The organism is Pseudomonas sp. 5P_5.1_Bac1, from assembly GCF_025466015.1.
Classification (GTDB): domain Bacteria; phylum Pseudomonadota; class Gammaproteobacteria; order Pseudomonadales; family Pseudomonadaceae; genus Aquipseudomonas.
In genome coordinates, this window is the sequence record NZ_JANLNX010000037.1 from 352423 (window position 1) to 364390 (window position 11968).

General features: G+C 62.7%; 14 protein-coding genes and 1 tRNA gene. 3 read left to right on the top strand and 12 right to left on the bottom strand.

All coding sequences use genetic code 11. The features are described 5' to 3' along the window. Nucleotides 1–34: 34 nt before the first annotated feature. A complete protein-coding gene (locus tag NTD82_RS07765; protein WP_143501918.1) occupies nt 35–343 on the top strand; it encodes a hypothetical protein in 309 nt (102 codons plus the stop codon). Between the two features lie 76 nt (nt 344–419). Here NTD82_RS07765 and NTD82_RS07770 read toward each other — a convergent pair whose 3' ends face one another. The 7 genes from NTD82_RS07770 to NTD82_RS07800 form a co-directional block, all read right to left on the bottom strand. Then, on the bottom strand, nt 420–827 hold the full coding sequence (locus NTD82_RS07770; protein WP_262128269.1) for a type II toxin-antitoxin system HicB family antitoxin: 408 nt from the start codon (nt 825–827) through the stop codon (nt 420–422). Between the two features lie 57 nt (nt 828–884). Continuing rightward, complete coding sequence (locus tag NTD82_RS07775; protein ID WP_095154817.1) at nt 885–1064, bottom strand: type II toxin-antitoxin system HicA family toxin; 180 nt, start codon at nt 1062–1064, stop codon at nt 885–887. A gap of 191 nt (nt 1065–1255) precedes the next feature. Continuing rightward, nucleotides 1256–1329 (bottom strand) — tRNA-Gly (locus tag NTD82_RS07780). Nucleotides 1330–1476: 147 nt separating this feature from the next. Further along, the gene (locus tag NTD82_RS07785) at nt 1477–2361 is read right to left on the bottom strand and encodes an alpha/beta fold hydrolase (protein WP_095154818.1); all 885 of its coding nucleotides are present in this window, start codon (nt 2359–2361) and stop codon (nt 1477–1479) included. Nucleotides 2362–2681: 320 nt separating this feature from the next. Then, nucleotides 2682–3374, bottom strand: coding sequence for a pseudouridine synthase (locus NTD82_RS07790; RefSeq protein ID WP_095154819.1), 693 nt, complete (start codon nt 3372–3374; stop codon nt 2682–2684). 32 nt (nt 3375–3406) lie between these two features. Next, the gene (locus NTD82_RS07795; protein WP_095154820.1) at nt 3407–3628 is read right to left on the bottom strand and encodes a cysteine-rich CWC family protein; all 222 of its coding nucleotides are present in this window, start codon (nt 3626–3628) and stop codon (nt 3407–3409) included. Next, entirely contained in the window at nt 3621–5108 is a 1488-nt protein-coding gene (locus tag NTD82_RS07800; RefSeq protein ID WP_095154821.1) for a sensor domain-containing diguanylate cyclase, read from the bottom strand. Before NTD82_RS07800 ends, NTD82_RS07795 begins: the two co-directional genes overlap by 8 nt. A gap of 213 nt (nt 5109–5321) precedes the next feature. Here NTD82_RS07800 and NTD82_RS07805 point away from each other — a divergent pair, with 213 nt between their 5' ends. Further along, the gene (locus NTD82_RS07805) at nt 5322–5798 is read left to right on the top strand and encodes a hypothetical protein (RefSeq protein ID WP_095154822.1); all 477 of its coding nucleotides are present in this window, start codon (nt 5322–5324) and stop codon (nt 5796–5798) included. A 32-nt stretch (nt 5799–5830) separates the two neighbouring features. On the opposite strand, the gene NTD82_RS07810 is transcribed toward NTD82_RS07805, so the two are convergent. Continuing rightward, nucleotides 5831–6937, bottom strand: a complete 1107-nt coding sequence (locus NTD82_RS07810) for an enoyl-CoA hydratase/isomerase family protein (RefSeq protein ID WP_262128271.1) — start codon at nt 6935–6937, stop codon at nt 5831–5833. 129 nt (nt 6938–7066) lie between these two features. Here NTD82_RS07810 and ung point away from each other — a divergent pair, with 129 nt between their 5' ends. Then, entirely contained in the window at nt 7067–7759 is a 693-nt protein-coding gene (gene ung, locus NTD82_RS07815) for a uracil-DNA glycosylase (protein ID WP_095154824.1), read from the top strand. Nucleotides 7760–7792: 33 nt separating this feature from the next. On the opposite strand, the gene NTD82_RS07820 is transcribed toward ung, so the two are convergent. From NTD82_RS07820 to NTD82_RS07835, 4 genes are all read right to left on the bottom strand, one after another. Next, nucleotides 7793–8836: an AbrB family transcriptional regulator gene (locus tag NTD82_RS07820; protein ID WP_262128273.1), complete on the bottom strand. Its 1044-nt coding sequence runs from the start codon at nt 8834–8836 to the stop codon at nt 7793–7795. Continuing rightward, on the bottom strand, nt 8829–10343 hold the full coding sequence (locus NTD82_RS07825; protein ID WP_095154826.1) for a tripartite tricarboxylate transporter permease: 1515 nt from the start codon (nt 10341–10343) through the stop codon (nt 8829–8831). The genes NTD82_RS07820 and NTD82_RS07825 overlap by 8 nt, the downstream gene beginning before the upstream one ends. Nucleotide 10344: 1 nt before the next feature. Further along, the gene (locus tag NTD82_RS07830; RefSeq protein ID WP_262128274.1) at nt 10345–10803 is read right to left on the bottom strand and encodes a tripartite tricarboxylate transporter TctB family protein; all 459 of its coding nucleotides are present in this window, start codon (nt 10801–10803) and stop codon (nt 10345–10347) included. Between the two features lie 156 nt (nt 10804–10959). After that, nucleotides 10960–11940, bottom strand: a complete 981-nt coding sequence (locus NTD82_RS07835; protein WP_110973363.1) for a Bug family tripartite tricarboxylate transporter substrate binding protein — start codon at nt 11938–11940, stop codon at nt 10960–10962. Between the last annotated feature and the right edge of the window lie 28 nt (nt 11941–11968).

Consider the following 11968-nt stretch of genomic DNA (forward strand, 5'->3'; position numbering starts at 1 on the left):
CGGCGGGCACGGCAAGGTTGAGCGGATCAGCTCCATGTTGTTTACCTTTTATGGCGGAGCGGAAATGGGCGCGGGCAAGGCGCCGGTGTCAGGTTTTGCAGGACCGGAACGACGAAGGCGGTGCGTGTGGGCAAGGGCGGACGGGCGTCATGATGGCGGCGGCGCTGTTCTTCTTCGTTTATCGGGCGCAGGGCAAGGTGTGAAAAATAAGAAACGAAGGGGCGGTAGCGTGTCAAGTAAAACGCTACATTATTTTTATTTCATGAATATTTATCGAGATTTTTTGTATTTTTGCGGCGTATTTTTGCAATCGACAGCTATTAGTCGATTTAAATGTCCGTAAAAATTGACGGTATTTGCCGTGCTATTGGCCAGTTGATCTGGCAACTGGCTAATTGGGGAAGGGGGAACGGCCCATGTCAGGCCTCTTGCAGCACCTTTAGCGCGGCGGAGGCCAGAAAGCCGGAGCGGCTGCGTTGTTCGGGGTGGTGTCTCACATACTCGTCGATCCGGGTCAGCAGATGACGGGGCAGGGTGATATTGAGCTTCTCGGCTTTGCCCAGGTATTTGGAGACATCGATTTCGATCAAGGCCCAGATGCAGCCGTCGAATTCAGGGTTGGCGGAGTGAAATGTTACTTTTCGCGCAGCAGGAATTGGCGTTCCATCTTCAGCCAGCAACTCCAGATGCCCTTCGATCGCTTCCCGGGCCATTGCCATGGCGTTATCCAGATCATCGCCTGCCGAGAAGCATCCCGGGATGTCGGGCACTTCCACCCCCCAGGCATGGCTGTCATCTCCAGGACGAATCGCGATTGGATAGAGCATTGCTGTGTCCTCCTCGGACGGCCTGACGAAAAGCTTGGTCTCCTTGATCGGAGTCATTCAGAGCTGGGCTTGCTTCAGAATGCTGGCAACCGTTTTTGCCAGAAGATCCTTCTTGGGATGTGGAATGGTGACGAGTCCCGGTTTCTCCGGGTGCTTGAAGTGATGGTGGCTACCTCTGGTGCGCACGAGGAACCAACCGTCTGACTCAATCTTCGCTATCAGCTCCCGGCTATTCACCCTACCTCCTGGTGGTTAGTATACCTACCGACTTCATGCGATCAACACTATACCTACCCGCCCGATTACGAGTGCAGGGGAGGTGTATCAGGGTGCGATAGAGGAAATCGAAGCACGCCAAACGTAAACCGGCCCCTTGGAAAGGGTCGATGGAGGCATATTCAGGATGGGAGTTGAAGCGAGGGGGAATCTGGAGCGGGTGAAGGGAATCGAACCCTCGTTATCAGCTTGGGAAGCTGGAGTAATGCCATTATACGACACCCGCGCAGGCCGACTTTTTACCAGAACCGTGAAACGATTTGAAGCTTTATCCGTGAATCGTGCGTGCGGCCTGTAGCGACAGGGCGGTGATCTTCATTTTGCCCGGCAGGGCGATCGATACCACTGGCTGTGCTACAGGCGCCCGTTTCCCTCAGATGGCCAGTGCATGCTGGCCCTGTACAGGCTGGTAACGCAGACGTTGTTCGCGTTGCGTCGGCTTGAGGAAGTTCAGCAGCACATCGCGGGTGTCGCGGCAGGCCGATTTGTTTTCCATGTCGAGAAAGTGCCCGGCACTGCGGATCTCGCTGAAGTGCGAGTTGCGCACGTGACGGCCGAACTGCCGCGCATCGGTGGCGGTGGTGTATTCATCCCACTCACCGTTGACGAACAGCACCGGGATGTCGATGGCCCGGGCCGAACTCAGCGCCTTTTCCAGGTCGTGGTCCAGCACCTGGTGGATGTGGAAGTGCATCTGCGCGTATTCGTGGTTGTCCAGGCTGCTGACGTGCCGGTAGTTGAAGCGCTTGAACAACGGCGGCAGGTACTTGCCGATGGTGTCATTGACCAGATTGCCGACCTGATAGCGGTCGCAATCCTTGAGGAACCTCGACCCGCGCTGCAGGTAGTCGCGCATCGGCTCGTTGATCACCGGTGAGAACGAGCTGACCACGGCACGCTCGATGCGCCGTGGCTTGTGCGCCAGGGCCATGAGGGTGCAGGCGCCGCCCCATGAGAAGGACATGACCTGGTCGGCGGCGAAGTGGTCGATCAGTTCCAGCAGGATCTGCCCTTCGGTTTCCTTGGTCAGCAGTCTTTCGTTGCTGTTGTGCGGCTTGGACTTGCCGGCATACGGCTGGTCGTATAGCACAACGTTGAATTGCGGGAGCAAGTTGCGCACGGTCTGCGAAAAAGAAGCCGTGGTAGCCAGCGAGCCGTTGACCAGGATGATCGTTTTCTCGGCCTCTTGCGAACGGTGGAACTCCGTGTAAACCCGGTACTGCCCCTGTATATCCAGCACAGCGATTTCTGGCCTCATGTCATCGACTCCTGGCGCAAAAAAGGGTATCCGTCCAAGCAAGCTTGCACGTTCTTTATGACAGGTAGGCATACGCCTGGAAGTGAAGCGAGGGGCCCTTGTCGATCCGATACCGGCTTGGTCGACGGGTGTTGTTCTTGGTGGGCAATCTGCCGGTCTCCTGCGCATCGAGGCACGGGTAGCCAGCAAAAAGTTGTCTTGGACTACGACTGTGACCGGCAAGTCACATGAAGACCGACGATTCGATTCAAGCAGCCCATGGACGATGCCGCAAGTGCCGTTCGGGCAATTAATGAATTTTTCTGTCGGACGCGGGCGGTTCAGATTGCCAGGATTTCGTCCGCACGCAGCGGCCGGTAGTGCCCGGGGGCAAGCGCCGGGTCCAGTTCCAGCGGGCCCATGCGCTCGCGATGCAGGCGCACCACCTTGTTGTCGTAGTGGCCGAACATGCGTTTCACCTGGTGGTAGCGGCCCTCGATGATGCTCAGGCGTGCGCTGTGGCTGCTGAGCGGCTCCAGGTCGGCGGGCTGGGTGGTGAGGTCTTCGAAGGCGAAGTAGAACCCCTCGCGAAAGCGCGCGACGTAGTGCTCCTCGATCGGCTGCTCGGTCTCCACGTAATAGACCTTGGGCAGTTTGGTCTGCGGCTGGGTCAGGCGTCGCGACCATTGCCCGTCGTTGGTCAGCAGCATCAGGCCGGTGGTGTTGAAGTCCAGGCGCCCGGCAATGTGCAGGTCGTCCTTGTCTGGCTCGTCGAGCAGGTCCAGCACCGTCGGGTGAACCGGGTCCGTGGTGGCGCTGACGCAGCCGGCCGGTTTGTGCAGCATGAAGTAACGGGCCGGATGCCCGGCCTGCAACACTTGCTCGTCCACTTCGACGCGGCTGAACACCCGCACTTCATGCCGCGGATCATTCACCACCTGGCCATCGACCCGCACGCGGCGTTCCACCAGCAGCAGGCGCACTTGCTGGCGATTGAAGCAGGGCAGGTTGGTGAGGAAACGATCGAGGCGCATGGGTAAGGACGGGCCGTAAAAGGGCGCGCAGTTTAGCCGTTTGGTGAAACGTCGGCAGCTTTCAGTTGGGCATCGACCTGCGCACAGGACGGGCACAGGCAGGCGACGTTGCGCAGCTCGGCGGGCAGCGCCTCGATCAGCGCCGGATCGATCTGCACGCTGTAGCACCAGCAGGCCCGGTCCGCGGTGCGCGGATCGGCGAGGCTGCACTGATTAAGGGCGCCGCAGGCGGGGCAGCGGTCGGGATCAGCCATGGTCGGGCGCTGAAGGTTCGCAGCAGACGCGATTGCGCCCGCTCTGTTTGGCCCGGTATAGCGCCAGGTCGGCGCGGGCGATAAGGCTGTGCAGGGTGTCGTTGGCGTGGAGGCTGCTCAAGCCGATGCTGGTGGTCAGTTCGATGGCGGTTTCACCGAACATGAACGTCCGCTCTTCGGTGCGCTGGCGGATCTTCTCGGCCACGGCGAGCCCCTTCGTCGCATCGGTGTCCTTGAGCAGGACGACAAATTCCTCGCCGCCCCAGCGGCAGAGGATGTCGGCCTGGCGCAGGCTGCCTTCAAGCACCCGGGCGAACTGGCGCAGCACTTCGTCGCCGGCCAGGTGGCCATAGGTGTCGTTGAGTTCCTTGAAGTGGTCGAGGTCGATCAGCAAGGCGGTCAACGGCGCTGGCGTGCGCTCTGCCTCCAGCAGCGCCTGGGCCGCCAGCAGGTCGAAGGCGCGGCGGTTGTGCAGGTGGGTCAGGCTGTCGAGGGTCGCCAGTTCCTGGATACCGTCCTGATGCCGGCGGATCATGCCGTTGATCATCGCCAGGACAATCAGCGAGATGACCCCGCAGATCGCCAGGTTCAGGTACAGCGACTGCTTCGCGCTGTCGAGGCTGTCGCCGATGGGCTTGTCGACGAACAGGTACCAGTCCAGTTCGGGAATGAAGCGCACATTGAGGTAGTGGCTCTGGCCGTTGCGCTCGTAGTCGCGGCTGCCGGTGGTCGGCGTCGGCATGCGCGCCAGCAGCGGGCTCAGCGCTGGAATGCTGTCCAGCGAAATCCCGGCGCGGGCGCCTTCCGGGCCGCCGGACGAGCCGGTGAGGACAATCTTGCCGCGGGCATCGACGAAGTACACCGCCCGCTGGTAGCGCAACTGGTAGGCATCGATCAGCCTGACCACCGCATCGACCGTTAGCCCGACCCCGGCTGCGCCGATGAAATTGTGGTTGTAGTCGAACACCTTGTAGTTGATGAACACCGTCATGCGGTCCTGGTTGGCCATGTCCAGGTCGACGTTGATTTCGTAGGGCGCCGTCATCTGCTTGACCCGCGCGTACCAGCGGTCGCGCTCGGTGCTCGGGTCGATTTTCTTGAGGATACCCTTGGCCTGGTAGTAGGTGCCGCTCGCCTCGGACACGAAGAACGCGGTGTAGGCGCGCTGCTGGCGCTCGACCTCACTGAGGTAGCGGGTGACCTGCTCCGGGTTGGTTTCGCCAGCGAGAGTCCAGTCGCGCAGGAAGGTGTCCTGCGCCATCATCGAGGACACCACGATGGGCCGGATCAGGTCTTTCTGGATTTCCGAATAGACCGTGTCGGACGTCAGCGGCAGTTCAGTATTGACGATGTTGTCGCGGATCGAACTGCGCGAGGCGTAGTAGCTGACCAGCGAAGTCGAGATGAAGCCGCAGCCAAGTAACAGCAGTAATGCCAGCAGCAGGGACCGTTGCGAAAACAGGGCGGAACGAAGGGGCATGGGAATCCCGGGAGCAGCTACCAGTGCCTCCTATTCTAGAGGTGTAACAAAAAAATAACCGGAGGATTTTTGTCGGCTTCAACCTATTTCAAATTATTGCTGAAATCGCACGGCACGGACTTTTCGCGGTCTGACTCAATGTCGATGAACGTTTGCCGATCGACGCCGACCAGCGCCGCTGGGATGGGCAGTTCCGCGGTCCAGGAGGCCGCCATGTATCGCCAACTCTCTCTGCTTGCCGTATTGGGTTTGTTGCTCACCGCTTGTGCGCCTTATGGGGGCGGTGGCTACTATCGAACCGATGTCTATTCGGTCGATCGCTATGACTATCCGGGTTACTACCGGCCGGCTTATCCCTACAACCGCGGTTACTACGTAGTACCCCAGCAACCGCGTTACTACGCACCGGCGCCGCGCTACTACCAACCGGCGCCAGGCCCGTCCCACCGCCCGTATCCCGGCCCTGGTCGCTATGACGGTCATGGCCCTGGTCGTCCAGACGGCGGTTGGAACCGCGGGCCTGACCGCAATGATCACGGCTGGAACCGTGGTCCTGATCGCAACGACCATAACTGGAGCCGCGGACCAGGTCGTGACGACCGGGGTGGCGGTTGGCGTGGCAATCGCGGTGACGGCCGCGGCGATGGACGCAATGGCGACCGCAACGGCGACCGTGGCCGGGACCACTGATCGCTAAATCCGACACCCCCTGACGCCTGGCCTCACGCCAGATCCGCCAGGGGGTGTCGTCCTTCCCAGGCCTTGTTGAAATGCGCTTCGACCACCGCCTCCGGCACCTGGGCAATGTCCGGCCAGTGCCAGTGGGGCGTGTTGTCCTTGTCCAGCAAACGCGCCCGCACGCCCTCGCTGAATTCCGGGTGCCGGCAGCAATTCAGGCTCATGGCGTATTCCATCTGGAACACCTGCGCCAGTGACAGATAACGCGCCCGGCGGATCTGCTCCCAGACCAGATGCGCGGTCAATGGACAGCCCTTGAGCAACGTCCGCGCGGCATTGGCCAACACCACGTCGTCCTGCTGCGCCAGTTGACCGATGCCCTTCCAGGCGCAGGCCGGATCACTGACATCCAGCACCTTGTCGATCTTCTCCCGACGCGGCAGCCATTGCGCCGCGGGCAGCGCTTCGTGCGCCTCCTGCTCCAGCGCCTTGAGCAGGCTGTTGAGTTGCATCGCGGTCTGTTCCTGCCAGTTCAGTTGCAGCAGACCGTCGATCAGTTGCTCTTGTTGTTCGTCTTTCATGAAGCGGTCGGCCAGACCCAGGTCAATGGCGTCGCGGCCATTGATCGGCGCACCGGTCAGGCCAAGAAACAGGCCGAGACGGCCGGGCAGGCGGGCGAGAAACCAACTGGCGCCGACGTCCGGATAAAGCCCGATACTGATCTCCGGCATGGCCAGGCGGCTGGACGGGGTGACGATGCGTACCCCGGCGCCCTGCAGCAGCCCCATGCCACCACCGAGCACATGGCCGTGGCCCCAGCACAGCAGCGGTTTGGGATAGTGATGCAGCGAATGGTCGAGACGGTATTCGGCGGCGAAAAAGTGCGCGGCCAGCGGCGGCACTTCGCCGGGGTGGGCGCGACACGCCTCCACCAGGCTGCGCACGTCGCCGCCGGCGCAGAACGCCTTGGCGCCGTTGCCGCGCAGCAGCACGCAGACGATCGCCGGATCCTGGGCCCAGGCACGCAGGTGCAGGCTCAACTGCTCGATCATCGGCAGCGACAGGGCGTTGAGGCTCGACGGCGCATCGAGGGTGGCAATGCCGAGACGCGCGCCGTCGACACCGGTGAGTACTTCGAACTGCACAGCCATGGGCGACCTCACTCAAGTAGACCCGACAAGTATGGTCGCTGAGGCTGATCGTGCAGGTCGCCGGTCGGATCGATTGACAAGCGCGGACAGCTTTCCTAGTGTCCGCCCCATTGTTCAACGGATACCCCCATGACCGACGACGACCGTATCAAGCTCGAACCCAGTTGGAAGGAGGCCTTGCGCGCCGAATTCGAACAGCCCTACATGCACGAACTACGCGAATTCCTGCGTCAGGAAAAGGCCGCCGGCAAAGAGGTCTATCCGCCTGGCCCGCTGATTTTCAACGCCCTCAACTCCACGCCGCTGGACCAGGTGAAAGTGGTGATCCTCGGCCAGGACCCGTACCACGGCCCGGGCCAGGCCCACGGCCTGTGCTTCTCGGTGCAGCCGGGCGTGGCCACGCCGCCATCGCTGGTCAACATCTATAAAGAGCTGCATCGCGACCTGAACATCGAGATCCCCCGCCACGGCTACCTGCAATCCTGGGCCGACCAGGGTGTGCTGCTGCTCAACACCACCATGACCGTGGAGCGCGCCAACGCCGCGTCCCACGCCAACAAGGGCTGGCAGTTCTTCACTGACCGGATCATCCAGGTGGTCAGCGAGCGGCAGTCCAATGTGGTGTTCCTGCTGTGGGGCGCGCATGCGCAGAGCAAGAGCAAGCTGATCGATGGCAGCAAGCACCTGGTACAGAAATCCGTGCACCCGTCGCCGCTGTCCGCCTATCGCGGATTCCTCGGCTGCGGGCATTTCAGCCGTACCAACAAGTTCCTCGAAGAGCGTGGGCTGACGCCGATCGACTGGCAGGTTCCGCCGCTGTAATCAACTCAGGGCCCGCGCCTTGCAGGTGCGGGCCTAGGGTTCTGGCGGTGGCTCGCTGGCCGCCCAATGTCGGAACAAGGGTTCCGCCAAAAACAACACGAACAACAACCGCATCATCTGCAGCGCCGTCACCAGCGGTACCGACAGTTGCAGGGTTTCCGCGGTCAGGCTCATCTCGGCGATACCGCCGGGCATCATGCCCAGGGTCAGCGAACGCAGGTCGAGGTTGGTTGCAGCACTGAGCACCAGGGCTGCGATGGCGGCAATCAGCATGGTCAATACGGTGGCCGCCAGGGTGCGGGCGAGGAACGAAGGCGCGCGCCGGAAGAACGCGCGGTTGAAGTGACAGCCCAGACCGCTGCCGATCAGCCACTGGCCGATCTGGCTGGCGCCGTCCGGCAGACCCAGGTGCAGGTTCCAGCCGATACTGGCGACACCCGCCACCAGCAGTGGCCCGAACAGCCACGGATTGGGCTGCTTCAGGCGTTGCCAGGTCCACGCCACCAGCGCGCCGAGCGGGAACAGCAGCGCCAGCCAGGCCCAATTGACCGCACCGGCATGGGCGATCGGCACACCGTCTCCCAGCAGGTACTTGAACGCCGCTGGCACGCACAGCACCACCGCCAAAACCCGCAGACTTTGCCCGGCCGCCACGCGACTGAGGTTGGCGCCATTGCGCGCGCCAAGGTTTACCATCTCGCCCGAGCCGCCCGGCATGCTGGAGAAGAACGCGGTGGCGCGGTCCTCACCGGTGCGCCGCAGCAGCCAGACGCCGACCACACTGGAAAAACTGGTGATCAGCGCGCCGAAGAAGATCAGGCCGAAATGGCTGGCAACCTGTTCAGCGACATGCGGCGTGAAGTGCAGACCGATGCCGATCCCGACCACCCATTGCCCGCACTTGCGCCCGCCCGGGATCTCCGCCAATTGCCACGGCGTCAGGCAGCGCACCAGGATGATCGCCAGCAACGAACCGACCATGAACGGCAACGGCCAGCCGATGGCGCTGGCCGCGAACCCGCCGGCCAGGCCGACCAGCGGGGTTGCCCAACATTGTCTGAAAGACGACTCAGACATCGGCCAGGGCGCGACGCTGCAGTACCCGGCGACGCCAGATGCGGATCAGCGGCAGGGTCATCATCAGCACGGTCAGGGTCCACACCGCGACACTGATCGGGCTCGACCAGAGGATGTCCAGAGCGCCATTGGAGATCGACAGCGCGCGGCGCAGGTTCTGTTCCATCAGCCCGCCGAGGATGAAGCCAAGCAGGATCGGCGACAGCGGGAAGTCCAGCTTGCGCAAGATGTAACCCATGATGCCGATGCCGACCATCAGGAACAGGTCGAAGGTGGTGGCGTGCACGGCGTAGACGCCGATCGCGGTGATGATCGCGATCACCGGCACCAGCGCCCAGTTCGGCACGGCGAGGATGCGGGTGAAGATGCGGATCATCGGGATGTTCAGGATCACCAGCATGATGTTGGCGATGAACAGCGAGGCGATCAGGCCCCAGACGATGTCCGGTTGTTGTTCGAACAGCATCGGCCCGGGGGTGATGTTGTACAGGGTCAGTGCGCCGATCATCACGGCGGTGGTGCCCGAGCCGGGAACGCCGAGGGTCAGCATCGGCACCAGGGCGCCGCAGCAGGAGGCGCCGATGGCGGTTTCAGGGGCCGCGAGACCACGGGCGTCACCTTTGCCGAACTTGCCGCTGGCACCGGCGATGCGCTTTTCGGTCATGTAGGCCACGGCGCTGGCGAGGGTCGCACCGGCGCCGGGCAGCACGCCCATGATGAAGCCGAGCAGGCCGCAGCGGATATTCACCACGAACACCGAGGCCGCTTCCTTGAAGTTGAACAGCATGCGTCCGGTGGCTTTCACCGCTTCGTGGCCGTGGTGGGTCTTTTCCAGCAGCAGGAGGATTTCGCTGATGGAGAACAGGCCCAGCACCAACACCACGAACTGGATGCCGTCGGCCAGGTGCACGCTGTCACCGGTGAAGCGGTACACGCCGCTGTTGGCGTCGATGCCGACGCTGGACAGGAACAGGCCGATCAACGCGGCGATAAAGGTTTTCAGCGGTCGGTCGCCGGCCATCCCGCCGAGACAGACGATGGCGAACACCATCAGCACGAAGTACTCCGCCGGCCCGAAGGCGATCGCCCATTTCGCCAGCAGCGGGGCGAACAGCACCATGCCGCAGGTGGCGATGAAGGCACCGATGAACGAACTCCACGCCGACAGCGACAGCGCCACACCGGCCAGGCCCTGGCGGGCCATCGGGTAACCGTCGAGGGTGGTCATCACGGTGGAGGCTTCGCCCGGGATGTTGAGCAGGATCGAGCTGATCCGGCCGCCGTATTCGCAGCCCAGGTACACCGCCGCCAGCAGAATCAATGCCGATTCCGGCGGCAGGCCGAGGGCGAAGGCGATGGGGATCAACAGCGCCACGCCGTTGATCGGGCCGAGGCCCGGCAGCAGGCCGACCACGGTGCCGATCAGAGTGCCGCAGAGTGCGGTGACGAGGTTGTACGGGCTGAGGGCCACGCCGAAGCCCTGGCCCAGATAACTTAAGGTATCCATGTCAATTCTCCAGAACGTCGAGCAGGCCAAGCGGCAGTGGAACGTCCATCACCCGGTCGAACAGCACATACAGGGCGATGCTCATGAGGCCGACGATGATCACGCTGTGCAGCCAGCGACCACCGTAGAGACGGGCCATCGGCACGCCGATGAGGATGCTGCTGACGATGAAGCCGAGGGATTCGAAGGTGGCGGCAAAAACCACCAGCAGGCCGACGCAGAGGCCGATCTTGTTCAGGGTTTCGCGGTCCAGTTCCGGTTCGTCCTCACTGCGGACAATCGGTGTGGGGCGAAAGGCCAGGTAGAGCAGGGCCAGGCCCATCAGGCCAAGCATCAACAGCGGGTAGGCGCGGGGGCCGACCGGTTCGTAGGAAAATGCGGCCTGGTAGGGCCAGGCCATGACGGCCAGGGCGGCACACACCGCCAGCAGGATCAGGGCGAAGACACGTTGCAGGATCATCAAGAAATCCTCGGTGAGGGCAGGGGGCCGCGTTGCGGCCTTCGCGAGCAAGCTCGCTCCCACAGGGTTCGGTATTCAGGATTGGCTCGCCCCGGCGGGAGCGAGCCTGGCGGGTTGCCGCACGGTCGCGAAGGACTGCGCAGCAGCCCCGGGGAACTACTGAATCAGCCCGAATTCCCGAGCCAGCGCCTTGTAGTCGGCGACCTGTTTCTTGACGTAGGTGTCCAGCTCTTCACCGGTCATGGCGAACGGGAACAGCTCGCGCTGGTCACGCAGCTTGGCGAACTCTTCGGAGGCCAGCAGTGTGTCGAAGGACGCTTTCCACCAGGCGTAGTCTTCGTCGCTCACCTTCGGCCCGAGGTAGAACCCGCGCACCACCGGCCAGACGATGTCGTAGCCCTGTTCCTTCGCGGTAGGAATGTCCTTCATCTCCGGCTCGTCCAGGCGCTTGTCGGAGAACACTGCGAGCAGGCGCATGTCGCCGCTCTGGATATGCGGCATGGAGTCGGAGATGTCGGTACTGCCGACCTGAATATGGCCGCCGAGCAGCGCGGTAGCAATTTCGCCACCGCCTTCCAGGGCCACGTAGCGCAGGTCACGCGGGTTGATGCCGGCGGCCTTGGCGATCAGCGCGGTCTGCATCCAGTCCTGGCTGCCCACGGTGCCACCGGAACCAATGACCACTTTGCTCGGATCTTTCTTCAAGGCCGCGACCAGATCGTCGAGGGTCTTGTAGGGCGAATCGTTTTTCACTGCGATGGCACCGTAGCTGGTGCCCACCGCCGCCAGCCAGCGCACGGCGTTCTCGTCGAACCGGCCGAACTTGCCCTGGGCCAGGTTCAGCAACGAACCGCTGGACCAGGCCACCAGCGTCCCGGCGTCGCCCGGACGCTGGGCGACCACGGCGTTGTAGGCCACCGCGCCGACACCGCCGGGCATGTAGGTCACACGCATTGGCTTGCTGAGAATTTTCTCGTTGACCAGTGCGCTTTGCACCAACTTGCAGGTCAGGTCGAAGCCACCGCCCGGCGAGGCCGGGGCGATGCATTCAGGGCGTTTCGGTTCGGCAGCCAGCACCTGGCCGGCCAGCAACAGGCAACCGGTGGCGAGGGCGATTCGGCGTAGTGAAAAGGTCATCGTCAGTCTCCGTAGCTTTAATTGTTAT

Excerpts from the sequence above, each read along its gene's own strand:
- NTD82_RS07800 (WP_095154821.1), bottom strand. The coding sequence starts at position 5,108 with ATGCCCCTTCGTTCCGCCCTGTTTTCGCAACGGTCCCTGCTGCTGGCA.
- NTD82_RS07825 (WP_095154826.1), bottom strand. The coding sequence starts at position 10,343 with ATGGATACCTTAAGTTATCTGGGCCAGGGCTTCGGCGTGGCCCTCAGC.
- NTD82_RS07765 (WP_143501918.1), top strand. The coding sequence starts at position 35 with ATGTTGTTTACCTTTTATGGCGGAGCGGAAATGGGCGCGGGCAAGGCG.
- NTD82_RS07805 (WP_095154822.1), top strand. The coding sequence starts at position 5,322 with ATGTATCGCCAACTCTCTCTGCTTGCCGTATTGGGTTTGTTGCTCACC.
- NTD82_RS07810 (WP_262128271.1), bottom strand. The coding sequence starts at position 6,937 with ATGGCTGTGCAGTTCGAAGTACTCACCGGTGTCGACGGCGCGCGTCTC.
- NTD82_RS07770 (WP_262128269.1), bottom strand. The coding sequence starts at position 827 with ATGCTCTATCCAATCGCGATTCGTCCTGGAGATGACAGCCATGCCTGG.
- NTD82_RS07790 (WP_095154819.1), bottom strand. The coding sequence starts at position 3,374 with ATGCGCCTCGATCGTTTCCTCACCAACCTGCCCTGCTTCAATCGCCAG.
- NTD82_RS07785 (WP_095154818.1), bottom strand. The coding sequence starts at position 2,361 with ATGAGGCCAGAAATCGCTGTGCTGGATATACAGGGGCAGTACCGGGTT.
- NTD82_RS07830 (WP_262128274.1), bottom strand. The coding sequence starts at position 10,803 with ATGATCCTGCAACGTGTCTTCGCCCTGATCCTGCTGGCGGTGTGTGCC.
- NTD82_RS07820 (WP_262128273.1), bottom strand. The coding sequence starts at position 8,836 with ATGTCTGAGTCGTCTTTCAGACAATGTTGGGCAACCCCGCTGGTCGGC.
- NTD82_RS07835 (WP_110973363.1), bottom strand. The coding sequence starts at position 11,940 with ATGACCTTTTCACTACGCCGAATCGCCCTCGCCACCGGTTGCCTGTTG.
- ung (WP_095154824.1), top strand. The coding sequence starts at position 7,067 with ATGACCGACGACGACCGTATCAAGCTCGAACCCAGTTGGAAGGAGGCC.
- NTD82_RS07795 (WP_095154820.1), bottom strand. The coding sequence starts at position 3,628 with ATGGCTGATCCCGACCGCTGCCCCGCCTGCGGCGCCCTTAATCAGTGC.